22 protein-coding genes are annotated in these 21,536 nt (G+C 70.4%); 13 read left to right on the top strand and 9 right to left on the bottom strand.

The window, feature by feature from the left end; translation table 11 throughout:
- Window positions 1–3: 3 nt before the first annotated feature.
- The 3 genes from ACT53U_RS08905 to eda all read left to right on the top strand — a co-directional run bounded on the left by ACT53U_RS08905 (window position 4) and on the right by eda (window position 3,031).
- The gene (locus ACT53U_RS08905) at window positions 4–501 is read left to right on the top strand and encodes a gluconokinase (RefSeq protein ID WP_476154269.1); all 498 of its coding nucleotides are present in this window, start codon (window positions 4–6) and stop codon (window positions 499–501) included.
- Window positions 498–2,318: a phosphogluconate dehydratase gene (gene edd, locus ACT53U_RS08900; RefSeq protein WP_476154267.1), complete on the top strand. Its 1,821-nt coding sequence runs from the start codon at window positions 498–500 to the stop codon at window positions 2,316–2,318. The genes ACT53U_RS08905 and edd overlap by 4 nt, the downstream gene beginning before the upstream one ends.
- Window positions 2,319–2,395: 77 nt before the next feature.
- Window positions 2,396–3,031, top strand: a complete 636-nt coding sequence (eda, locus tag ACT53U_RS08895) for a bifunctional 4-hydroxy-2-oxoglutarate aldolase/2-dehydro-3-deoxy-phosphogluconate aldolase (RefSeq protein ID WP_476154266.1) — start codon at window positions 2,396–2,398, stop codon at window positions 3,029–3,031.
- Between the two features lie 18 nt (window positions 3,032–3,049).
- Here the strand turns inward: eda and cowN are convergent, their stop codons facing one another.
- Together cowN and ACT53U_RS08885 are read right to left on the bottom strand one after the other, a co-directional pair.
- Window positions 3,050–3,358 carry a N(2)-fixation sustaining protein CowN gene (gene cowN, locus ACT53U_RS08890; protein WP_476154265.1) on the bottom strand — a complete coding sequence of 103 codons (309 nt, stop codon included), beginning with the start codon at window positions 3,356–3,358 and terminating at the stop codon, window positions 3,050–3,052.
- Window positions 3,359–3,474: 116 nt separating this feature from the next.
- On the bottom strand, window positions 3,475–4,209 hold the full coding sequence (locus tag ACT53U_RS08885) for a LytTR family DNA-binding domain-containing protein (RefSeq protein WP_476154263.1): 735 nt from the start codon (window positions 4,207–4,209) through the stop codon (window positions 3,475–3,477).
- A gap of 252 nt (window positions 4,210–4,461) precedes the next feature.
- Between ACT53U_RS08885 and ACT53U_RS08880 the strand changes: the two genes are divergently transcribed.
- Complete coding sequence (locus ACT53U_RS08880; RefSeq protein WP_476154261.1) at window positions 4,462–4,710, top strand: hypothetical protein; 249 nt, start codon at window positions 4,462–4,464, stop codon at window positions 4,708–4,710.
- A gap of 66 nt (window positions 4,711–4,776) precedes the next feature.
- On the opposite strand, the gene ACT53U_RS08875 is transcribed toward ACT53U_RS08880, so the two are convergent.
- From ACT53U_RS08875 to ACT53U_RS08855, 5 genes are all read right to left on the bottom strand, one after another.
- Window positions 4,777–5,877 carry a CaiB/BaiF CoA transferase family protein gene (locus tag ACT53U_RS08875; protein ID WP_476154260.1) on the bottom strand — a complete coding sequence of 367 codons (1,101 nt, stop codon included), beginning with the start codon at window positions 5,875–5,877 and terminating at the stop codon, window positions 4,777–4,779.
- A 13-nt stretch (window positions 5,878–5,890) separates the two neighbouring features.
- Window positions 5,891–7,021 carry an acyl-CoA dehydrogenase family protein gene (locus ACT53U_RS08870; protein WP_476154258.1) on the bottom strand — a complete coding sequence of 377 codons (1,131 nt, stop codon included), beginning with the start codon at window positions 7,019–7,021 and terminating at the stop codon, window positions 5,891–5,893.
- Between the two features lie 20 nt (window positions 7,022–7,041).
- Window positions 7,042–8,232, bottom strand: a complete 1,191-nt coding sequence (locus ACT53U_RS08865; protein WP_476154256.1) for an acetyl-CoA C-acetyltransferase — start codon at window positions 8,230–8,232, stop codon at window positions 7,042–7,044.
- 26 nt (window positions 8,233–8,258) lie between these two features.
- Complete coding sequence (locus ACT53U_RS08860) at window positions 8,259–9,026, bottom strand: SDR family NAD(P)-dependent oxidoreductase (RefSeq protein WP_476154254.1); 768 nt, start codon at window positions 9,024–9,026, stop codon at window positions 8,259–8,261.
- A 316-nt stretch (window positions 9,027–9,342) separates the two neighbouring features.
- Window positions 9,343–11,019, bottom strand: a complete 1,677-nt coding sequence (locus ACT53U_RS08855; RefSeq protein ID WP_476154252.1) for an AMP-binding protein — start codon at window positions 11,017–11,019, stop codon at window positions 9,343–9,345.
- Window positions 11,020–11,111: 92 nt separating this feature from the next.
- On the opposite strand from ACT53U_RS08855, the gene ACT53U_RS08850 reads away from it, so the two are divergent.
- Window positions 11,112–12,206 carry an AraC family transcriptional regulator gene (locus ACT53U_RS08850; RefSeq protein WP_476154250.1) on the top strand — a complete coding sequence of 365 codons (1,095 nt, stop codon included), beginning with the start codon at window positions 11,112–11,114 and terminating at the stop codon, window positions 12,204–12,206.
- Window positions 12,207–12,246: 40 nt separating this feature from the next.
- On the opposite strand, the gene ACT53U_RS08845 is transcribed toward ACT53U_RS08850, so the two are convergent.
- Window positions 12,247–12,678, bottom strand: coding sequence for an organic hydroperoxide resistance protein (locus ACT53U_RS08845; RefSeq protein ID WP_476154248.1), 432 nt, complete (start codon window positions 12,676–12,678; stop codon window positions 12,247–12,249).
- A 224-nt stretch (window positions 12,679–12,902) separates the two neighbouring features.
- On the opposite strand from ACT53U_RS08845, the gene ACT53U_RS08840 reads away from it, so the two are divergent.
- The 8 genes from ACT53U_RS08840 (at window position 12,903) to ACT53U_RS08805 (ending at window position 20,613) form a co-directional block, all read left to right on the top strand.
- Window positions 12,903–13,382, top strand: coding sequence for a MarR family winged helix-turn-helix transcriptional regulator (locus ACT53U_RS08840; protein WP_476154246.1), 480 nt, complete (start codon window positions 12,903–12,905; stop codon window positions 13,380–13,382).
- A gap of 350 nt (window positions 13,383–13,732) precedes the next feature.
- A complete protein-coding gene (gene hemP, locus ACT53U_RS08835) occupies window positions 13,733–13,894 on the top strand; it encodes a hemin uptake protein HemP (protein WP_476154244.1) in 162 nt (53 codons plus the stop codon).
- A 409-nt stretch (window positions 13,895–14,303) separates the two neighbouring features.
- Complete coding sequence (locus ACT53U_RS08830) at window positions 14,304–16,670, top strand: TonB-dependent receptor (RefSeq protein WP_476154242.1); 2,367 nt, start codon at window positions 14,304–14,306, stop codon at window positions 16,668–16,670.
- A gap of 93 nt (window positions 16,671–16,763) precedes the next feature.
- Complete coding sequence (locus tag ACT53U_RS08825; protein WP_476154240.1) at window positions 16,764–17,447, top strand: Fe2+-dependent dioxygenase; 684 nt, start codon at window positions 16,764–16,766, stop codon at window positions 17,445–17,447.
- A 10-nt stretch (window positions 17,448–17,457) separates the two neighbouring features.
- On the top strand, window positions 17,458–18,237 hold the full coding sequence (gene exbB, locus ACT53U_RS08820; RefSeq protein ID WP_476134553.1) for a tonB-system energizer ExbB: 780 nt from the start codon (window positions 17,458–17,460) through the stop codon (window positions 18,235–18,237).
- Between the two features lie 5 nt (window positions 18,238–18,242).
- Window positions 18,243–18,713 (top strand): TonB system transport protein ExbD, encoded by a 471-nt coding sequence (exbD, locus tag ACT53U_RS08815; RefSeq protein WP_476154238.1) that lies wholly within the window; start codon window positions 18,243–18,245, stop codon window positions 18,711–18,713.
- Window positions 18,710–19,522 carry an energy transducer TonB gene (locus tag ACT53U_RS08810; protein ID WP_476154237.1) on the top strand — a complete coding sequence of 271 codons (813 nt, stop codon included), beginning with the start codon at window positions 18,710–18,712 and terminating at the stop codon, window positions 19,520–19,522. Before exbD ends, ACT53U_RS08810 begins: the two co-directional genes overlap by 4 nt.
- Window positions 19,519–20,613: an alpha-hydroxy acid oxidase gene (locus ACT53U_RS08805; RefSeq protein ID WP_476154235.1), complete on the top strand. Its 1,095-nt coding sequence runs from the start codon at window positions 19,519–19,521 to the stop codon at window positions 20,611–20,613. Before ACT53U_RS08810 ends, ACT53U_RS08805 begins: the two co-directional genes overlap by 4 nt.
- Here the strand turns inward: ACT53U_RS08805 and ACT53U_RS08800 are convergent, their stop codons facing one another.
- Window positions 20,614–21,363: a sulfite exporter TauE/SafE family protein gene (locus ACT53U_RS08800; RefSeq protein WP_476154233.1), complete on the bottom strand. Its 750-nt coding sequence runs from the start codon at window positions 21,361–21,363 to the stop codon at window positions 20,614–20,616. It abuts the gene before it with no gap.
- Between the last annotated feature and the right edge of the window lie 173 nt (window positions 21,364–21,536).

Here is a 21,536-nt window from a genome sequence, read left to right as displayed (position 1 = left end):
TCCATGATCATCGTGCTGATGGGCGTCTGCGGCTCGGGCAAGACCACGATCGGCGAGAAGCTCGCCGAGACGCTCGGCTGCGGCTTCTCCGACGCCGACGGGTTCCACCCGGTGGAGAACGTCGAGAAGATGCGGGCCGGCATCCCGCTGACCGACGACGATCGCTGGCCCTGGCTGCGCGCCCTGCGCGCCGCCATGGAGGGCTGGCAGGCCGAGGGCAAGAGCCACGTCTTCGCCTGCTCGGCGCTGCGCGAGGTCTATCGCGAGGTGCTGTCGCCGAAGGGTGACGTCGTCTTCGTCTACCTCAAGGGCTCGCCGGAAGTGATCGGGCCGCGGCTTCGGGCGCGGCAGGGTCACTACATGAACCCGGCGCTGCTCGACAGCCAGTTCGCCACGCTGGAGGAGCCGAAGGACGCGCTCACCGTCGACATCGGCGGCACGCCGGAGGAGATCGTCACCGACATCCTCGGCCGTCTCCCGAGCGAAGGAGCGGCGGCATGAGCGTTCGCGACGCCATCTCCGCCGTCACCGAACGGATCGAGCGTCGCTCCCGCGACGCTCGATCCGCCTATCTCGACGAGATCCGCGCGGCGGCGGCCGACCGCCCGGCGCGGCGGCGACTGCCGTGCTCGAACCTCGCGCACGGCTTCGCCGCCTGTCCGTCCTCCGAGAAGGACCGGCTGGTGGCGGCAGACGCGCCGAACCTCGCGATCGTCACCACCTACAACGACATGCTGTCGGCGCATCGGCCCTACGAGCGCTATCCGGCACTGATCCGCGACGAGGCCTTCCGCCTCGGCGCGGTGGCGGAGGTCGCCGGCGGGGCGCCCGCCATGTGCGACGGCGTCACGCAGGGCCGCGCCGGCATGGAACTGTCGCTCTTCTCGCGCGACGTCATCGCCCAGTCGACCGCCATCGCCCTGTCGCACGACATGTTCGACGCGAGCCTGATGCTCGGCATCTGCGACAAGATCGTGCCCGGCCTCGTCATGGGCGCGCTCTCCTTCGGCCATCTGCCGACGGTCTTCGTGCCCTCCGGGCCGATGGGATCGGGCATGACCAATGCCGAGAAGAACGCGGTGCGCCAGGCCTTCGCGGCCGGCAAGGCGACCGAGGCGGATCTGCTCGACGCCGAATCGAAGTCCTATCATTCGGCCGGCACCTGCACCTTCTACGGCACCGCCAACACCAACCAGATGCTCATGGAGATCATGGGCCTGATGCTGCCGGGCTCGGCCTTCGTCGCCCCGGACACGCCGCTGCGCGACGCGCTGACCCGCGCCGCCGTCTCCCGTGCCATCGAGATCGCCCGGCCGGGCGCGAAACTGCCGATCGGCGAGATGCTCGACGCCCGTGTCTTCGTCAACGGCATGGTCGGGCTCTGCGCCACCGGCGGATCGACCAACCTGACGATCCATCTGATCGCCATGGCGCGGGCCGCCGGCCTCACCATCGACTGGGACGACTTCGCGGCGATCTCCGCGGTGGTGCCTCTGCTGGTGCGCGCCTATCCCAACGGTCAGGCCGACGTGAACGGCTTCCGCGATGCCGGCGGCATCCCCTTCCTGGTGCGCGAACTCATCGGCGCCGGCCTGCTGCACCCCGACGTGACGACCGTCATGGGCGAGGGGCTCGCGCCCTACGCCCTGACGCCGAAGCTCGACGAGGCCGGCGGGCTGGTCTTCGCCGAGACGACGCCGACGACGCGCGATCCGGGCGTGGTGCGGCCGGCGGCCGAGCCCTTCCGCCCGACCGGCGGTCTCGAACTGGTCACCGGCAATCTCGGCCGGGCGATCGTCAAATCGTCCGCCGTGGGCGACGCCCATCTGGTGGTCGAGGCGCCGGCGAAGGTCTTCCATTCGCAGGAAGAGCTCCTCGCCGCCTTCAAGGCCGGGGCGCTCGACGACGGCGACTTCGTCGCGATCGTCCGCTTCCAGGGGCCCAAGGCGATCGGCATGCCGGAACTCCACAAGCTGACGCCGCCGCTCGGCGTGCTGCAGGACAAGGGCCGCAAGGTGGCGCTGGTCACCGACGGCCGCATGTCCGGCGCCTCCGGCAAGGTGCCCGCCGCCATCCACGTCTCGCCGGAAGCCGCCGACGGCGGGCCGATCGCCCGCGTCCGCGACGGTGATCTCGTCCGTCTCGACGTGACCAAGGGCACGCTCGAAGTTCTGGTTCCGGCGGAAGAGTGGGCGGCGCGCCCGCTCGCCACCGCCGATCTTTCGGCGCATGCTCGCGGCACCGGGCGCGGCCTCTTCGGCATCTTCCGTCGGGCCGTCGGCTCGGCCGAGGAAGGGGCGAGCGCCATCCTCGGATGATCTTCGCCCGGCGCCCTCGGTGCCGGGCCTCTCCTCTCTCCCCCGAGCGGGCGAGACCCATCGATACGGAGCATTTCATGGCCCAGGACGTCGCCGCCATCGATCGCGTCATGACCCTCGCGCCGGTCATCCCGGTGCTGATCCTCGACGATCCGGAGACCGCGGTCTCGGTCGGCCGGGCGCTGGTCGCCGGCGGCCTGCCGGCACTCGAGGTGACGCTCCGGACGCCGCGGGCGCTCGACTGCATCGCCGCGCTCGCCGGCCTGCCGGGTGCCGTCGTCGGCGCCGGCACCATCCTCGAGGGCGCGCAGGCGGAAGCCGCCAAGCGGGCCGGCGCGACCTTCCTGGTCTCGCCGGGCGCCACCGCGAAGCTCGTCGCCGAGGTCGAGGCGCACGGCGTGCCGCTGCTTCCCGGCGTCGCCACCGCCGGCGAGGCGATGGCCATGCTGGAGCGCGGCTACGAGCGGCTGAAGTTCTTCCCGGCCGAATCGGTCGGCGGCGCCGGCCACCTGAAGTCGCTCGCCTCGCCGCTGCCGAAGATCCGCTTCTGCCCGACCGGCGGCATCGATCTCGCCAAGGCGCCGACCTATCTCGCCAGCCCGAACGTGACGTGTGTCGGCGGCTCGTGGATCGCCCCGGCGGATGCGATCAAGGCCGGCGACTGGGACCGCATCGAGCGGCTGGCCCGCGAGGCGGCGGCCCTGCCGCGCTGAAGAGCGCGGCGGTTCGCCTCAGAAGCACTCTTCCTCGAGCTTCTTCAGATCGGCCAGCGCGACCTCGTCGTCGTGGTCCTCGAAGAGCTCGACCATGTAGTAGACGTGGGAATGGAGCAGCAGCAGCCGGTCCTGGATCGAGGCGGCGCCGGCTTCCGCCGTCGCCAGCCGCGCCTCGAAACGCTGCCAGAACGGGTTGTTCTTCGCAGGATCTGCGAGATGGCGGCGCAGGTGGCCGAGCACCACCGCCATGTTGCCCTCGAAGTCGATGTCGCGGAACGTGACGTAGCGGTCCGGCCGCGCCTCTTCCTTCCCGATCGCCGTCATGGACGCCCTCCCTCGTTCGGCCCCGACATGGTCCGTGTCCGGCACGAAGGGCGCAACGCCGACCGCTCGGGCCGCGCGAACCTCGCACGAACGGCACTCCTGTTGCACGAACGGCATCACACCGCCAACCGTGCCCTGAGTTCGGCGACGACGCGGCGGCCGACCGGCACGCCCGTGCGGGCCGCGTCGTCGAGCGTCAGCATCCAGCGGCCGTCGACGCGCTCGACGGCGCGGACATGGCCGAGATTGACCAGATGGCCGCGATGGACGCGGAAGAAGCGCGCCGGATCGAGCCGCGCCTCGAGGTCGGCGAGCGAGCGCGGGCAGAACAGCCGCCCCTCGTCGGTCAGTGCCTCGGCATAGTGGCCGCGGGCGGAGAGGACGAAGACGCGATCGACGTCGACCAGGGCGATCCGCCCCTTGGCGCCGCGTTCGACCGGCAGCTTGGCGAGCGGCGCGCCCACCGGCTCCGGCCGCGCCTCGGCCGGCGGCAGCGTGAAGCCGAGCGGCACGAAGAGCAGGGCGAAGCCGGAAGCGCTGGCCTCGGCCGAGGCGAGCCGCGATGCCTTGGCGAGGAAGTTGCCCATCGGCGTCGCGACCAGGGTCGAGGCCTCGCCGTCGACGCCGCGCGCGTCGTCGATCAGGCGGCGGATGCGTTCGCGCGCGGCGGGGGGATGGAGATCGAGCAGGTCGCGGCCGAAGACCTCGCCGGAGCGCACGGCGAGCGCCCGTTCGGCGACCGCGTTGGCGGCGATCACACGACCGCCGGCATCGAGCACCGCCACGCCGACGGCGAGACGTTCCAGCCGATATTCGAAGGGCGGCTCGCGCTCCGTCTTCCGTTCCGTCACGCCGATGCTCCCGTCATCGATGTCGTCGCATCGTCATAACGCCACGCGACGGCCCGGTTCGTCGAGCCCCGATCGTCGTCGCCGAGCAGTGCCCCGGTATCGCCGTGCCACCGATGCCGAATGGCCACATCTTGCTGGATCCTGTCCGAGTTGCAGATTGAGTATATCTTCTCACCGACTTTAGTCGTATGATGACCTTTCCGGCACTCGACATGCCGGCAACGATCCGGCAACTCCGGAGCGACAGAGAGCATGAACACACTGTTGAAACCCAATTGGCGCCAGATCGACGCCGGCATCTGGAGCCGCCACGGCGGCCGAGGGCACGTCGAGATCTGTTTCGCCACCGCGGGCGACTACACGCCGATCTACGAGATCGCCGTGTATGACGAGCGTGGACGATCGATCGCGGCAGAAGGCCCGACGATCTTCCGGAGCCTCGACGAGGCCCGGCGCCACGCCGAGACGCACCACCTGCCCGCTCTCGCGAAGGCGGCCTGACACCGCCTCACGACCCGTTTCGATGACTCTCGCGACCGGCCGTCCGCGGCCGGTCGCGTCTGTGCGTCACGAAACGCGAGGTTCGCCGAGCCATTCGGCGAGCGCCTCCGCACCGCCCTCGCCGAGGCGCGGCGCGGAGCGCGGCCGCGCGGGCACGTCGCGGGAGAAGCGCGGCGCCGGTGCCGGCTGAACGCGGCCGTCGATCTCGACGAAGGTGCCGCGCGCACGGTTGTGCGGATGCTCCGGCGCCTCGTCCATCGACAGGACCGGGGCGACGCAGGCGTCCGATCCTTCGAAGACGGCGCACCATTCGTCCCGCGACCGCGCCAGGAACAGCGCGGCGAGGCGGGCGTGAAGGCGCGGCCAGACGGCGGGATCGAGATGGTTCGGCCAGTCCGCCGGATCGAGGCCCAATCGCGTGGCGAAGTCGACGAAGAACTTGCGCTCGAGCGGCGCCACCGCGACGTGGCGGCCGTCGGCACAGACATAGGTGCGATAGACCGCCGCCGCGCCGTCGAGGAGGTTCGACGCGCGTTCGTCGCGCCATTTCCCCTCCCCCTTCATCGAGTACATCATCGCCATCAGGAGCGACGCGCCGTCGGTGATGGCGGCGTCGATCACTTGACCGCGACCCGAGCTCTGGCGGGCGAAGAGCGCGGCGAGAATGCCGGTGACGAGCATCATCGAGCCGCCGCCGAAGTCGCCGACGAGGTTCAAGGGTGGCACCGGCGCCTCGGCGCCGCCGATCGCGTGCAGCGCTCCGGTCAGGGCGATGTAGCCGAGGTCGTGGCCGGCGGTGTCGGCGAGCGGGCCGGTCTGGCCCCAGCCGGTCATGCGGGCATAGACGAGGCGGGGATTGATCGCGGCGAGCGGCTCGGGACCGAGGCCGAGGCGCTCCATCACGCCGGGGCGGAAGCCTTCGACCAGCACGTCGGCGGCGCCTGCGAGATCACGGGCGGTTCGACGGCCGTCTTCCGATTTCAGATCCAGCACCAGCGAACGACGGCCGCGATCGAGCACGTCGCGGTCGAGGCCGAGGAGGCTGTCGCCGCCGGCCCGGTCGATCCGCAGCACGTCGGCGCCGAGATCGGCCAGCACCATGCAGGCGAAGGGCGCCGGGCCGAGGCCGGCGAATTCCAGCACGCGCAGACCGTCGAGCGGACCCATGGGCTTTCCTCCCTCACGCCACCGCGCGGGCGATGACCAGACGCTGTATGTCGCTGGTGCCCTCGTAGATCTGGCAGACGCGGACGTCGCGCCAGATGCGTTCGACGGGGAAGTCGCGGGTGTAGCCGACGCCGCCGTGGATCTGGATCGCGGCGGAGGCGACGCGCTCGGCCATTTCCGAGGCGAAGAGCTTGGCCATGCAGGCCTCCGTCAGGCACGGTTCGCCGGCTTCCCGCAAGCTCGCCGCATGCAGGACGAGCTGGCGCGCCGCCTCGATCTCCGTCGCCATCGAGGCCAGTCGAAAGGCGACCGCCTGATGCTCGGCGATCGGCTTGCCGAAGGTCTGGCGCTCGCGGGCATAGTCGCGCGCCGCCTCGAAGGCCGCGCGCGCCATGCCGACCGCCTGGGCGGCGATGCCGATGCGGCCGCCCTCCAAATTCGCCAGCGCGATCTTGTAGCCTTCACCCTCGGCACCCAACCGGAGGTCGGCCGGAATGCGCAGCCCCGTGAACGCCAGTTGGCAGGTGTCGGAGGCGTGCTGACCGATCTTCTCCTCGACCCGGATCACCTCGTAGCCGGGCGTGTCGGTCGGCACGATGAAGGCCGAGATGCCCTTCTTGCCGGCGGCAGGGTCGGTGACGGCGAAGAGGATGATCAGGTTCGCGTTTTTCCCTGAGGTGATGAACTGCTTCGTCCCGTCGATGACGTAAGCGTCGCCGTCGCGTCGCGCCCGGGTCTTGAGATCCGAGGCGTCGGAGCCGGCGTGCGGCTCGGTCAGGGCGAAGCCGCCGATCCATTCGCCCGACGCCAGTTTCGGCAGGAAGCGGCGTTTCTGCGCCTCGGTGCCGAACTTGACGATCGGGCCGCAGCCGACCGAATTGTGCACCGACAGGATGGTCGAACAGGCGCCGTCGCCCGCGGCGATCTCTTCGAGCACCGCGGCATAGGCGACCGCGCCGACGTCACAGCCGCCCCATTCCTCCGGCACCACCATGCCGAGGAAGCCGAGGGCACCCATCTCGCGCAGTTCGTCGCGCGGGAAGGCGTGGTCGCGATCGCGCGCCGCCGCGGTGGGGGCGAGGCGTTCGCGGGCGAAGTCGCGGGCCATGTCGCGGATCGCCGCGCGGGTCTCGTCGAGACGCATGGGAGATCTCCTTCGTCGGCTCAGAACATCAACTCGACGGCGACGGCGGTCGCCTCGCCGCCGCCGATGCAGAGCGAGGCGACGCCGCGCTTCGCACCGCGCTCGGCCAGCGCCGCCATCAGCGTCACCAGAATGCGGGCACCCGATGCGCCGATCGGGTGCCCGAGCGCGCAGGCGCCGCCGTTGACGTTGACCTTGTCGTGCGGCAGGTCGAGATCGCGCATCGCCGCCATGGCGACGACCGCGAAGGCCTCGTTGACCTCGAAGAGATCGACCTCGCCGCTGCGCCAGCCGGTCTTTTCCATCAGCTTGCGGATCGCGCCGATCGGCGCGGTGGCGAATTTCGACGGTTCCTGCGCATGAGTGGCGTGGCCGGCGATGCGGGCGAGCGGCGTCAGGCCGCGCTTCTCGGCTTCGGACGCACGCATCAGCACCAGCGCCGCGGCACCGTCGGAGATCGACGAGGAGTTCGCCGCCGTCACCGTGCCGCCGGCGCGGAAGGCGGGCTTCAGCGTCGGGATCTTGTCGAGGCGGGCCTTGCCGGGCTGCTCGTCGATCGAGACGACGCGCTCGACCTTGCCGGACTTCACCGTGACGGGAACGATCTCGCCGGCGAAGCGACCTTCTGCGATCGCCTTCTGGGCACGGGTGAGGGACGCGATGGCGTAAGCGTCCTGCTCCTCACGGGTGAACTGATAGGCCTCGGCGCAGTCCTCGGCGAAGGTGCCCATCAGGCGACCCTTGTCGTAGGCGTCCTCGAGCCCGTCGAGGAACATGTGGTCGAGCACTCGTCCATGACCGAGGCGATAGCCGCCGCGGGCGCGATCGAGGAGGTAGGGGGCGTTGGTCATGCTCTCCATGCCGCCGGCGACGACGATCGAGGCCGAGCCCGCCGCGATCAGATCGTGGGCGAACATCGTCGCCTTCATGCCCGAGCCGCACATCTTGTTGACGGTGGTGGCGCCGGCCGAGAGCGGCAGCCCGGCCTTCAGCGCCGCCTGACGCGCCGGGGCCTGGCCGAGACCGGCCGGCAGGACGCAGCCGAAGACGATCTCCTCGACGGCATCGGGCGCGAGCTTCGCCCGCTCCAGCGCGGCGCGGATGGCGGTGGCGCCGAGTTCCGGCGCCTCGACGTCGGAGAGATCGCCCTGGAAGCCGCCCATCGGCGTGCGGGCGGCGGAGACGACGACGATCGGATCGTGGTTCGACATGGGGCTTCCTCCTCGTTCTTGCTTATTCAGCGCGGCGCCATGCGCAGCGCGCCGTCGAGGCGAATGACCTCGCCGTTGAGCATGTCGTTCTCGATGATGTGGGCGACCAGAGCGGCGAACTCGTCGGGGCGGCCGAGCCGCGACGGGAAGGGCACGCCGGCGCCGAGGCTGTCCTGCACCTCCTGCGGCATGCCGGCCATCATCGGCGTGGCGAAGATGCCGGGGGCGATCGTCACGCAGCGGATGCCGGAACGCGCCAGTTCGCGGGCGACCGGCAGGGTGAGACCGGCGACGCCCGCCTTGGAGGCGGCATAGGCGGCCTGACCGATCTGGCCGTCGAAGGCGGCGATCGAGGCGGTGTTGACGATGACGCCGCGGCGGCCCTCGTCGTCGGCCGGCTGCTTCGACACGGCGTCGACGACGAGGCGCAGCATGTTGAAGGTGCCGATCAGGTTGATCGTCACGGCGCGGGCGAAGCTGTCGAGCCCGTGCGGTCCGTTGCGGCCGACGACCTTCTCGCCCGGCGCGACGCCGGCGCAATTGACGAGCCCGTCGAGCCGGCCGAAGGCGGAAAGCGCTGCGGCAACCGCGGCCTCGCCGTCGGCGGCCGAGGTCACGTCGGTCCGCTGGAAGCGCGCGGCGGCGCCGAGTTCGGCGGCGACGCGTTCACCCGCTTCCGCATTGACGTCGGCGATGAGCACGCGGGCGCCGTCGGCCACCAGCCGCTTCGCCACCGCCGCGCCGAGGCCGGAGCCGGCACCGGTGACCACGAAGACTCGATCTGCGATCTGCATCGATCGTCCTTTCTCAGGGCGCGGCCCCTCGGCGCGCGGGTATTGTTTCGTTCGCCGCCCAACAGGCGGTCTTTCGATGGAGCCCCTTCATCCTGAGGTGCCCGGCGCAGCCGGGCCTCGAAGGGCGAAGGGGCGATGGGCACGATCCGTCGGGTTCGTTCCCTCTGAAGCGCTCGTCTCCCGGCCCTTCGCCCTTCGAGGCTCGCGTTGCTCGCACCTCAGGATGAAGGACCTGCACGAAGGCCTCGGGTGAGCCCCCCTCCCTGACCCTCCCCCTCGAGGGGGGAGGGAAAAGAGAGGCCTCGCCCCGTTTGGCTCACGCCGCCGGCTTGTCCATCGCGCGGAGCACGAAGCGCTGGAGCTTGCCGGACGGGGTCTTGGGCAGTTGCTCCATGAACTGGATCTCGCGCGGATAGGCATGTGCCGACAGCCGCTTGCGGACGTGGACGCGCAGTTCCTCGGCGAGGTCGTCGCCACCGGAGACGCCCGGCTTCAGCACGACGAAGGCCTTGACGATCTCGGTGCGCTCCGGGTCGGGCTTGCCGACCACCGCCGCCTCGATCACCGCCGGGTGCTCGATCAGCGCGCTCTCGACGTCGAAGGGACCGATGCGGTAACCCGACGAGGTGATGACGTCGTCGTTGCGGCCGACGAAGGAGATGTGGCCGGAGGGCTCGAGTTCGGCGACGTCGCCGGTGCGATACCACTTCGGTCCGAGCGACGGGGTCTCCTGGTTCAGATAGCCGCCGAACCAGAAGAGCGGCGAGGCGGTCACGTCGACCGCCAGTTCGCCCGGCATGTTGGGCGGTAGCTCGGTGCCGTCGATGTCGATCACCCGGACGCGATGGCCGGGCATCGAGAAGCCGGCGGACCCGGCGCGGACGTCGTGGGCGAGGCCGTGGTGGTTGTTGACCACCATGCCGAGCTCGGTCTGGCCGTAGTGATCGGCGATCGGCGCGGCGAGCGCGGTGTCGAACCAGCGGATGACTTCCGGGTTCAACGGCTCGCCGGCCGAGGAGACGACGCGCAACTGCCCCTTGATCGAGGCCGCCGCCTCGTCGCCCGCCGCCATCAGCAGGCGATAGGCGGTCGGCGAGCCGGCGAGATTGGTGATGCCGTGCTCGCGGATGATCCTGTAGGTGCTCTCGGCGGTGAAACCGCCTTCGTAGAAGGTCGTCGCGTGGCCCAGCATCAGCGGGCCGGTGACGGCATAGTAGAGACCATAGGCCCAACCCGGATCGGCGATGTTCCAGAAGCGGTCGGAGGGGCGCAGGTCGACCGCCTGTTCCATGTAGACGCGGAAGCCGAGCAGTGCGCGGATCGGCACCGGCACGCCCTTGGGCAGGCCCGTGGTGCCGGAGGTCGACATCATCAGGAAGGCGTCGGTGCCCTTGCGCATGACGGGCGCGAAGCTCGGCGCGGCGGCGGCGAGCGCTGCGGTGAAGTCGAGATCGCCATCGGTGACGCTCTCGCCGCGGGCTGGGCGCGCCACCACGGCGATCACCGGCTTCACCGCGACGTCGTCGAGCTTCGGCCGGTTGGTCGGGTCGGTGACGACGAAATTCGCGCCCGAGGTCTGAAGGCGATGCTCGATCGCCTTGGGGCCGAAGGCGGTGAAGAGCGGCTGGTAGACACCGCCGACCCGCCACGTCGCCAGAATGGTGACGAGCAGTTCCGGGCAGCGCGGCAGCATGCCGGCGACGACGTCACCCGCCTTCACGCCGTGGGCGGAAAGGACATTGGCGAAGCGGGCGGCACGGTCGGCGAGGTCGGCGAAGGTCAGCGTCTCGCGCTCGCCGCGGGCGCCTTCCCAAACGAGGGCGACGGCGCCACCGGATGCATGCGAGTCACAACATTCGACGCAGACGTTGATGCCGGTCTCGAGGTCGCCGGCAAGCGTCTTCGCCACATCCTCGGGGCGGAAGGCGGCGTGGAACGTGGCGTAGTCGGGGCGGGTCGAGACGGATTCCGGGCGTCGATCGGTCGGGCTCATGATGGGGCATCTCCTCCGGACGAGCGCCGCGTCTTCTTGCGTGCGTGCACCCGTCGTCGTGGTGATCGAACACCCGGACGACATGGCCGTCGATGACCCGACTGGCGAGATTTCGTCGGCGGTTTTACCATGTCGCGGAAAGCGCCGCGCGAGACGGCGCCGCGGGGGCGAAGATGTCCGAGAATACCGAACGGCGGATGATCCGGCCGAGCTTCGTCGAGGAGGCGCTGGAAGCCCTCAGACGCAAGGGCCTGCCGACCGCGCCGGTTCTCGCCGCAGCCGGGCTGCCGCCCGACGTCGTCGAGCCGGTGTCGGCGGAGGCCTATGGACGGATGTGGCTGGCGCTCGCCGCCGCCATGGACGACGAGTTCTTCGGCCTCGGCGCGCGGCCGATGCGGCCGGGCAGTTTCGTCATGCTGTGCCACGCCCTGCGCGACACCGGGACGCTGGAGCGGGCGCTGCGGCGGGCTCTCCGCTTCCTCGCCGTGCTGCTCGAGGATCCGCGCGGCGAGCTCGTCGTCGCCGACGGGCTGGCGCAGGTGATCCTGCACGACGCCGGCAGCGCGCGGAGCGCCTTCGCCTATCGCACCTTCTGGATCGTGCTGCACGGCATCCTGTGCTGGCTGGTCGGGCGGCGCATTCCGCTGCGGCTCGTCGACTTCCGCTGCGCCGAGCCGGCGGGCGTCGCCGACTATCGCCAGTTCTTCGGCGCGCCGGTCGACTTCGGCCGACCGGTGAGCCGCATCGCCTTCGACGCGCGGCATCTGGCGCTGCCGATCGATCGGTCGGAGAAGGCGCTGAAACAGTTCCTGCGCGCCGCGCCCGCCAATCTGCTGGTGCGCTATCGCTACGACGCCGGCGTGGTCGCCCAGGTCCGGGCGAAGCTGCGCGCGCTGCCGCCGAGCGCCTGGCCGGATTTCGAGGCGACGGCGCGGGCGATGCGGATGTCGCCGTCGACGCTGCGCCATCGGCTGCGGCAGGAGGGGCAGAGCTGGAACACGGTGCGCGACGACATTCGCCGCGAACGGGCGATCGCGGCGCTGACGACGACGGGCCGCGGCGTCGTCGAGATCGCCGGCGATCTGGGCTTCGCCGAGCCGAGCGCCTTCCACCGCGCCTTCCGCAAGTGGACGGGCAAGAGCCCCGGCGCCTTCCGCCGCGAGGTCGCGGGGCGGGCGCCGGGGTGAGACGTCCGGGGGGAGACGTCGGGCGTTCGGCGGGCGCCGATCAGCCGCGGGTGGTGGTCGGCACCGGCACCGAGGCGCGGATGGCGTTGGAATAGGGGCAGATGCCGTGCGTCACCTCGACCAGCTTCGCCGCCTCGTCCGCCGGCATGCCGGGGAGAAGCACGTCGAGCGCGGCGGTGATGCCGAAGCCGCCTTCCGAGCGCGGGCCGATGCCGATGGTGGCGGTGACCGTGGTGCCTTCCGGCAGCTTGGTCTTCAGCTGCTGCGCGCCGACGCGGAGCGCGCCGAGGAAGCAGGCGGAATAGCCCAGCGCGAAGAGCTTCTCCGGGTTGGCGCCGTCGCCGCCGGGGCCGCCGAGTTCCTTCGGCACCACCAGATCGAAGGCCAGCGTGCCGTCGGCCAGCACCGTCCTGCCGTCGCGGCCGCCGCCGCTCGCCGTGGCCGTGGTGGTGTACTTCGCATCGACGGACATGGGTCTTCTCCTCTTTCGTCGGGATCGGTTCGGGTGCCCGCCCGTCCGATGTCGAACGGATGCGGGCGGGGACAAGGGGCGACGACGTCACGCTCGCGTGTCCCGTCGTCGGTTTCGATTTCCATCGTCAGCGATTTTATCGCGCACGATATTTATCCGAGATAGACCTGCCGCGACGAGATGTCAAGCTTGCGATCATATCGCGTGCGATTTATATTGAAGCCATGACCGAACGCACCGTTTCCGCCACCGACGCCGCCTGCGCCCGCCTGCCGGGTCTCGACGACTTCCTCTGCTTCGCCGTCTATGCGACGGGGCTGGCCTTCAACCGCGCCTACAAGCGGCCGCTGGAGCGCCTGGGGCTGACCTATCCGCAGTATCTCGTCATGGTGGCGCTGTGGGAGGAGGACGGCGTCGGCGTCGGCCGGCTCGGCGAGCGGCTGTCGCTCGACACCAACACGCTGACGCCACTCCTGAAGCGGCTCGAGGCGATGGATCTGGTGGTGCGCCGCCGGGCGGTCGAGGACGAACGCCGCGTGCTGGTGTCGCTCTCCGACAAGGGCCGCGCCCTCGCGGAGGCCCGCGGCGAGGTGATGCGCTGCATCGTCGAGGCGACGGGCATGAGCCTCGAGGAGATCGAACGCATCGCCGGCGACATGCGCCGCCTGCGCGCCAATCTCGAGCGGGCGACGGAGACGGCCTGAGCCGGGCGCGGAAGGCGGTCGAAGGCCGAGGTCACGTGTCCGGCCGGGATACGGGGATACGGGGATACGGCGGTCACACGCCGGACCACATGGCACAACTCCGTTCGCGCCGCCGGACCGCCCGCTTCGTGCCCCCTCTCTGCACGCCGCGCGCCCACACGTCTCCTCCCCAGCCCCGCCGAGCCGCTACACGCCCCCCTCCCCGTCCCCGTCCCCGACGAAACGGTCGCCCTCTCCCCCTGCCATGCGTCTCGAACTATTGCGAGTCAGTCGCATTTGCAATATTGCTCACGAGATCATGCACGGGGACGGCCGGGGGGCCGCTCGTTGCGTCGCACGAGGAGGGGGGCATGCAGGCACCACCGGACACCGAAGACGAACGCCGCACCGCACCGCCGGTCTGGCCGATCGAAAAACTGGTCGGGACGGGCCGTGAGGCGCTGATCCGCCACGACGAACAGCTCTACCGCTTGCGGATCACCGCGCAGAACCGCCTGATCCTCACCAAGTGAGGTCGCGCGGTCGCGGCCTCGCAGGCCGGTCGAGAGGTCGGTCGGGCGAGACGAGAGGAAGGCGCCTCCTTGCCGGGCGGACCTCCTCGATGCATCGCACACGGCCTCGACGCGCTTCCTCGACGTCGACCGGAGGTCTCCGCCGGCAGGGGCGGCGTGCCTTGACCGACCGGTCGAATTCGCAAGTGCGAAGAGTCGCTTGACATGTATTTGCGACTGATTATCATTACTATCACTCGACCAGGCAGCCCAAAGGACGGTCCGTCCAGCCACCCAAGATCGAGCATCGTCGGCGGAGCCCGTTGTCGCGCCTCCGCCTCCGATCGATCGAAGGGTCGGGTGCCTCGTGCCGCCCGACCCATGGACGGCGAGCCACGTGCTCGCGCCTTTGGGGGGCTGCATCGCAATCATGAGCAACACCGTTCTTTCTCCCGCGTCCCTGAGGGCGCGGCTGGCGGCGCCGCGCGCCGTCTCGCGACCCGAGATCGCGGTACCGGTCGCCGTCGCCACGATGGTGGCGATCGCCGGCGGCGCGCAGGCGCAGAGCGCGCCGCAGGAACTGCCGGCCCTGACCGTCGAGGCGTCGAAGGAGACGAAGAAGGCGCCGTCGAAGAAGCGGGCCGCCACCACCCGTCCGGCACCGGCCGCGCCACAGGCCGCGGCGCCGACGCCGGCCGCTCCGGCGCCGATCCCGGTGGCGGGCGCCGGTGGCAGCAATCCCAATGCCGAGCCGGGCGCGCCCTGGAAGATCAACACCTCGACCAACTCCAAGTTGGTCCGGCCGATCGCCGAGACGCCGCGCACCATCGTCGCCATCCCCAAGGAGGTGATGGAGGACAAGGCGGCGACCTCGTTCCGCGAACTGGTCCGCACCACCGCCGGCATCACGCTGGGGTCGGGCGAGGGCGGCAATCCCTTCGGCGACCGTATCTTCATCCGCGGCTTCGACGCCCGCAACGACGTCTTCGTCGACGGCCAGCGCGACGCCGGCGTGGCGGTGCGCGAGAACTTCGCCACCGAGCAGATGGAGATCCTCAAGGCTCCCTCGGCGACCGTCGCCGGCCGCGGCACCGCCGGCGGCGCCGTCAACGTCGAGACCAAGAAGCCGTTCTTCGCCGACCACTACGAGGCGACGACGACGGTCGGCACCGATCAGACCCGGCGCGTCGAGGTCGACGTCAACAAGAAGATCTCCGACGCCTTCGCCATCCGCGCGAACGGCATGTGGCAGAAGGCGGAGGTCGCCGGCCGCAAGTACGGTCGCGACGATCGCTGGGGCGGCCTGATCGCCGCGACCATCCGGCCGAACGACACGTTCAAGACGACGATCGACTGGTATCACCTCGACATCGACCAGCTGCCGGACTACGGCGTGCCCTTCATGGCCGGCACCAACAAGCCGGTGACCGAGCTCGGCGTGAACCGGGACACCTATTTCGGCCTGCCCGACCGTGACTGGCTGAAGAACCGTCAGGACATCGTCTCGGCCAAGACCGAGGTGCAGATCTCCGACAGCGTGCTATGGACCAACCGTCTGCGCGCCGCGACCTCGGAATATTCGCTGGTGGTCGCCAAGCCCGGCTCGACCAACGCCACGACGCTCGCCGGCAACTCGTCGACCGCGACCTCCTATCGCGAGAACGAGTCGGTCGCGATGACCAACGATCTCAAGGTGACCTTCGACGCCTTCGGCATGAAGCACACCGTGGTCGCCGGCACCGAGATCTCGCGCGAGCATCTCTTCATGGGCACGGTCGGCTGCACCATCGGCTCGACCGGCGTGACGACGACCTGCGCCGGCCGGACGGAAGGCATCAACCAGTTCTCCTACGGCAACGTCAACACCGTCGACTTCTCGGGCATCGTCCCGGCGATCGGTTATCCGGTGACCCGGCAGGGCGTCGTGGCGATCGACACGCGCAGCCTCTATCTCTCGGATGCGATCGACCTGACCGACCGCTGGAAGCTCGATCTCGGCGCCCGCATCGACGACTATTCGGTCGATCGCGACGGCACGATCTCGCGGCACGACACGCTGCTCAACTGGAACGCCGGCCTCACCTGGCAGTTCTGGTCGAACGCCAACGTCTATGCCGCCTTCGGCACCTCGTCGAACCCGATCGGCGCCGAACTCGACGTGTCGTCGGCCTCCTACGGCGGCATCGACGCGGCGACCTCGGTGCTGCCGCCGGAGCTCAACCGTTCCTATGAGATCGGCACCAAGTGGCAGTTCTTCGACAAGAAGCTGCTCGCCACCGCCGCGCTCTTTCGCACCGACAAGGACAACGCGCGCGAATCCGTCTCCGGTCGCTGGGCGAGTTCCGGCGCCTACACGGTCCAGGGCGTCGAGTTCAACGTCGCCGGCAACGTCACGGAGCGCTGGTCGATCTTCGGCGGTGCGGTCTTCATGAACTCGGAAGTGACCAGGTCGGCGAACCCGTCGAACGTCGGCAAGCGGCTCGGCCGCAACGCCCACCAGACCTTCAACGTGCTCTCCAAGTACGAGATCTTCGACGGCGTCTCCGTCGGCGGCGGCGCCACCTACAAGAGCGCGGTCTACGGCGGAACGCTGGCGGAGGCGGCGTGGTCGGTGCCGGGCGGCTGGCGCTTCGACCTGATGGCGGAGTGGAAGATCCGCCCGAACATCCTGCTCAAGGCCAACGTCAACAACGTCTTCGACACGGTGCTCTACGAGACGCCCTACGAGAACGCGGCGCAATACGCCCACATCGCGCCGGGTCGTGCCGCCTATCTGTCGCTCAACGTCAAATATTGAGCGCCCCCGGATGACGGCGGGCCGCCCCGCTCGCCGTCATCCCCTCTCTTCACCCACGGGCCGCACCGACGGCCCCAGGCAGGATGGAAGACGATGCTGATCACCATTCCCGATCTGCTTACGCCAGACGAGGTCGCGTGGTGTCGCGACCGCCTCGCCAAGGCGACGTGGGCCGACGGGCTGACCACGGCCGGGCCGATCTCGGCGATCGTGAAGAACAATCGCCAGCTCGATCCGACCTCGGTCGACGCGATCGAGATCGGCGAGGTGGTGCTCGCCGCGCTGCATCGTTCGCCGACCTTCCTCTCGGCGGCGCTGCCGCTGCGCATCCTGCCGCCGATGTTCAACGCCTATCGCGGCGGCGAGCACTTCGGCATCCATGTCGACAACGCCATCCGCAACGCGCCGGGCAGCGCCACGCGCATCCGCACCGACGTGTCGACCACCGTCTTCTTCTCCGAGCCGGACGAATACGAAGGCGGCGAACTGACGATCGAGACGCCGTTCGGTGCGCAGGCCGCCAAGCTGCCGGCCGGCTCGGCGATCGTCTACCCCTCGACCTCGCTGCACGAGGTGACGCCGGTGACGGCGGGCGAGCGCGTCTGTTCCTTCTTCTGGACCCAGAGCCTGGTGCGCGACGAGGGCGAGCGGACGCTGCTCTACGACCTCGATCAGGTGATCCAGGATCTGCGCGAGACCCACGGCGAGGGAGATCCCCATGCGCTCAGGCTGTCCTTCGTCTACCACAACCTCGTGCGCCGCTGGGCCGAGACCTGAGGAGGCACCCATGACGCTCATCCCCCGCCTGCCGCTGTTCGGCGCCGTCGCCGCGCTGATCGGCGTCTTCGCCGGCCCCGCCTCGGCGGCGACCGGCACGGCCGATCTGTCGCCGCTCGCCATGTTCCTCGGCGCCGACTGGGTGGTGAAGACGGTGATGGGCGTGCTCTTCGCCGCCTCGTTGCTCTCCTGGACCATCTTCGTCGCCAAGATGCTGGAGCTGCGCGCCGCCAATGCCCATGTCGCCGAGACGATCGAGGCGCTGACCCGCGCGCCGCGTCTCGCCGATGCCGCCGCCGCACTCGGCGCCGATCGCGGACCGGGCCGCGCCATGCTCGACGCGGTCGCCCGCGAGATCGAGCTCTCGGGCGAGACGGTCGATCGCGCCGGGCTCGAGGAGCGCGTCGCCTCGCGGCTCGCCCGTATCGAGGCGGCGGTCGCGGCGCGGATCTCCTCGGGCGTCGGCCTCGTCGGCACGGTCGGCTCGACCGCCCCCTTCGTCGGCCTGTTCGGCACGGTCTGGGGCATCATGAATTCCTTCGTCGGCATCGCCAAGGCGCAGACCACCAATCTCGCGGTCGTCGCCCCGGGCATCGCCGAGGCGCTCTTCGCCACGGCGATCGGCCTCGTCGCGGCGATCCCGGCGGTCGTGCTCTACAATCGACTGGTGCGCGCCGTCGGCCTCCACCGCAACGCCGTCGCCGATGCCGGGGCCGCGGTGCGCCGCATCCTGTCGCGCGAACTCGACCGCGGCGCGGCCGCGTGCCCGCTGGCGCGGGCGGCGGAGTGACGGCGATGGCGGGCGGGCTCCTTCCTTCCGGCGGCGACGATCATCTCGGCGAGATGTCGGAGATCAACGTCACGCCCTTCATCGACGTGATGCTGGTGCTGCTGATCATCTTCATGGTGGCGGCGCCGCTCTCGACGGTCGACGCCCCGGTCGATCTCCCGGTCTCGACCGCCAAGCCCGAGCCGCGACCCGACAAGCCGGTCTTCGTGACGATGAAGACCGACCTCTCTGTGCTGATCGGCGAGGAGACCGTCTCGGCCGACGGCTTCGAACTGGCGCTCGGCCGGGCGACCGGCTTCGACCACGGAAAACGCATCTTCGTGCGCGCCGACAAGGCGGTGCCCTACGGCGAGGTGACGCGGCTGATGAACATGCTGCGCGCCGCAGGCTTCCTCAAGCTGGCGCTGGTCGGCACCGAAGGCAGTTCGGTCGCGGCGCCGCCGGCCGTGCCGCCGAACGGAGGGCCGACGCCGTGAGCGAGACGCTGCTCTCCGATCCCGACCATCGGCGCCGCCTGATCCTCGGCGCGCTGGCGGCGATCGCGCTCCACGTCGCCCCCGCCGGGGCGAGCCTCGCGGTCTTCGGCCGCGCCGAACAGGTCTTCGAGGACGAGGGCGTACCGATGATCGCCGAATTCGCCGACACGGTCGCCGCCGCCGAGCGCTCCGACAGCGAGGCCGAGGCGGCGGAGGCGGAGGCCGCGCAATCGACGCCGGAGGTGAAGGAATCGCTCTCCGCCAAGTCGACCGACGATCTGCCCGAGACCGACGCCTCGACCGCCCGGCCCGACGATCCCGAACTGCTCCTCGCCGAGAAGAAGACCGTCGAACGCACCGAGGACGCCGCCGAGCAGCAGACGACGGAGGCGATGAAACCCACCGAGAGCGCCGCCGACAGCGCCGCCTCGCAGGCCGCCGCGGCGCCTTCCGCCATGGACCAGACCGCCTCGGTGACCGCCGCGCCGGCGGAAGGCAGCGTGCGCGAGGCACCGCCGACGCCGGCCTCCTGGACCAAGGCGGTGATGGCGCATCTCGGCCGTCACAAGAGCTATCCGCGCGAGGCGCGCGCCGCCGGCGACGAAGGCGACGTGCAGGTGGCGATCACCATCGGCCGCGACGGCCGGGTGGTGGCGCGGCGGCTGCACCGCTCCGGCGGCACGGCGACGCTCGACCGCGCCGCGCTCGATCTGGTGGATCGCGCCGCCCCCCTGCCCGCATTGCCGGCGAACTTCCTGATGGATCGGATCGAGGTGGTCGTGCCGATCCGCTATCGGCTGAAATCGTGAGCGGCGCGGCCTCCCCCGCCGCTCCGCCTGCGCCCTCCGACGCCGACGCCTTCGGGCGGGTACCGGAGGGCGTCGCGGCGCTCGACGACTGGACGGACCACGCCCGCGCCGCTCTACCGCCGGATCGCTGGGCCTATCTCGCGGGACACGCCGGCGACGGCCACGCCGCACGACGCAACCGCGAGGCCTTCGCCCGCGCCGAGATCGTGCCGCGCCTGCTCCTCGACGACCACGCCGCCGACACCGGAACGACGCTCTTCGGCCGGCCGATCGCCCTTCCTGTCCTGGTGGCGCCTGTCGCCCATCAGGGCCTCTTCCACCCGCTCGCCGAACGCGCCACGGCGATGGCGGCGGCGGCGGTCGACACGATCTTCACGGCCTCGACGCTGGCGACGCTGAGCCTCGAGGACATCGCGGACGTGCGCGACGTCGGCGGGCAGTGGTTCCAGCTCTATGTCCAGCCGGATCGCGGTCTCACCGACGAACTCGTCGCCCGCGCCGAGGCGGCGGGATACGAGGCGTTGATGATCACCGTCGACGCGCCGGTCTTCGGCATTCGCAACGTCGAGCAGCGCTCCGGCTTCCGCCTGCCGGAGGCCCTGACGCCGGCCAATCTCGCCGGCCATGTGCCGCCCGATACGTCGGGCACCGACGGGATCGCCGCGCTGCTCGCGCACAGACCCACCTGGGTCGACGTCGAGCGGATCGCCGCGCGGACGCGGCTTCCGGTGATCCTCAAGGGTATTCTGCACGCGGACGATGCCGCGCGGGCCATGGCGTCGGGGGCCGTGGGCGTCGTCGTCTCCAACCACGGCGGCCGGGTGCTCGACGCCGCACCCGCCGCGCTCGACCGGGTGGCGCCGATCCGTGAAAGGCTCGGCGACGGCGCGACCGTCCTGATGGACGGCGGCATCCGCCGCGGCTCGGACGTCTGGTCGGCGCTGGCGCGCGGCGCCGACGCGGTGATGGTCGGCCGACCGATCGCCGAGGCCCTGGCGGCGGGCGGGCCGCTCGGCGTCGCTCATGCGCTGAAGACGCTGGGCGAGGAATATGCCGTGACGATCGCGCTGGCGGGACGGCCGCGGACCTGATCAGGCGAAGCGCTTCCAGAACACCACGGCGACGATCACCGCGTTGAGGCAGGTGATGACGATGCGCGCCACGGCGGGATCGAGGCGGCGGCCGAAATGGCCGGTCACCCAGCCGCCGACCGTCGCGCCGATCAGCAGCGCCGCCATCTCGTGCCAGTGGACGAGGCCGGTCGCCACGAAGAGGATCGAGGCGGTGGCGTTCATCGAGGCGTTGAGGATGTGGCGGGTCGCCTGCATCGTGTTGATCGAGGCGGTCGTCAGCACCGACCAGGTCGCCAGCATCATCACCCCGACGGCGCCGCCGAAATAGCCGCCGTAGACGCCGAGGAAGAACTGGGCGACCGGCAGGGCGTGCGGGTGGACGTCGATCCGGGTGCGCAGCCAGTCGCCGAGCTTGCGGCCGAAGGCGAAGACGGTGACGCCGAAGAGCAGCAGGAAGGGGAAGATCGCATCGAAGAAGCGCTGCGACGTCACCGTCAGCAGCACCGCGCCGATGATGCCGCCGACGATCGACACGGCGATCATCGTCTTCATCGACACGCTCTCGAAGCCCAGCCGATCGCCGCGATAAGCGTAGGCGGTGGCGAGCGCCGAAGGCACCAGGGCGACCGTCGAAGTGGCGTTGGCCTGCAGCGCCGGCACGCCGACGGCGACCAGCGCCGGCAGGGTGACGAAGGAGCCGCCTCCGGCGATGGCGTTCATGGCACCGCCGAGGAGGCCGGCGGCGGCGACGATCACGAGGTCGTTCATGGGTCGACGGGTGCCCCGAAGTGACGACGGGACGTTTGCCCGCAGGAGCGTCGAAACTATCGGACGCGAAGGCCGGGTCAAGCGGAGCGGAAGCGTCGCGACGACGATGTTCGCGGCACGACGAGGGTCACCCACCTCCCCGCGAGGGGAGACGGGTGGACCACCGCCCTCTG

The sequence above is a fragment of the Pinisolibacter sp. DMC19 genome, from assembly GCF_056313985.1.
This window is presented reverse-complemented; position numbering and strand designations above follow the sequence as displayed.

Bases quoted from the DNA above. Each gene is read 5' to 3' on its own strand.
- hemP (WP_476154244.1), top strand. From the start codon at position 13,733: ATGCAGGCACCACCGGACACCGAAGACGAACGCCGCACCGCACCGCCG.
- ACT53U_RS08870 (WP_476154258.1), bottom strand. From the start codon at position 7,021: ATGCGTCTCGACGAGACCCGCGCGGCGATCCGCGACATGGCCCGCGAC.
- ACT53U_RS08830 (WP_476154242.1), top strand. From the start codon at position 14,304: ATGAGCAACACCGTTCTTTCTCCCGCGTCCCTGAGGGCGCGGCTGGCG.
- exbB (WP_476134553.1), top strand. From the start codon at position 17,458: ATGACGCTCATCCCCCGCCTGCCGCTGTTCGGCGCCGTCGCCGCGCTG.
- ACT53U_RS08860 (WP_476154254.1), bottom strand. From the start codon at position 9,026: ATGCAGATCGCAGATCGAGTCTTCGTGGTCACCGGTGCCGGCTCCGGC.
- ACT53U_RS08855 (WP_476154252.1), bottom strand. From the start codon at position 11,019: ATGAGCCCGACCGATCGACGCCCGGAATCCGTCTCGACCCGCCCCGAC.
- ACT53U_RS08825 (WP_476154240.1), top strand. From the start codon at position 16,764: ATGCTGATCACCATTCCCGATCTGCTTACGCCAGACGAGGTCGCGTGG.
- ACT53U_RS08800 (WP_476154233.1), bottom strand. From the start codon at position 21,363: ATGAACGACCTCGTGATCGTCGCCGCCGCCGGCCTCCTCGGCGGTGCC.
- exbD (WP_476154238.1), top strand. From the start codon at position 18,243: ATGGCGGGCGGGCTCCTTCCTTCCGGCGGCGACGATCATCTCGGCGAG.
- ACT53U_RS08880 (WP_476154261.1), top strand. From the start codon at position 4,462: ATGAACACACTGTTGAAACCCAATTGGCGCCAGATCGACGCCGGCATC.
- edd (WP_476154267.1), top strand. From the start codon at position 498: ATGAGCGTTCGCGACGCCATCTCCGCCGTCACCGAACGGATCGAGCGT.
- ACT53U_RS08850 (WP_476154250.1), top strand. From the start codon at position 11,112: ATGACCCGACTGGCGAGATTTCGTCGGCGGTTTTACCATGTCGCGGAA.
- eda (WP_476154266.1), top strand. From the start codon at position 2,396: ATGGCCCAGGACGTCGCCGCCATCGATCGCGTCATGACCCTCGCGCCG.
- ACT53U_RS08845 (WP_476154248.1), bottom strand. From the start codon at position 12,678: ATGTCCGTCGATGCGAAGTACACCACCACGGCCACGGCGAGCGGCGGC.
- ACT53U_RS08905 (WP_476154269.1), top strand. From the start codon at position 4: ATGATCATCGTGCTGATGGGCGTCTGCGGCTCGGGCAAGACCACGATC.
- ACT53U_RS08865 (WP_476154256.1), bottom strand. From the start codon at position 8,232: ATGTCGAACCACGATCCGATCGTCGTCGTCTCCGCCGCCCGCACGCCG.
- ACT53U_RS08840 (WP_476154246.1), top strand. From the start codon at position 12,903: ATGACCGAACGCACCGTTTCCGCCACCGACGCCGCCTGCGCCCGCCTG.
- cowN (WP_476154265.1), bottom strand. From the start codon at position 3,358: ATGACGGCGATCGGGAAGGAAGAGGCGCGGCCGGACCGCTACGTCACG.
- ACT53U_RS08875 (WP_476154260.1), bottom strand. From the start codon at position 5,877: ATGGGTCCGCTCGACGGTCTGCGCGTGCTGGAATTCGCCGGCCTCGGC.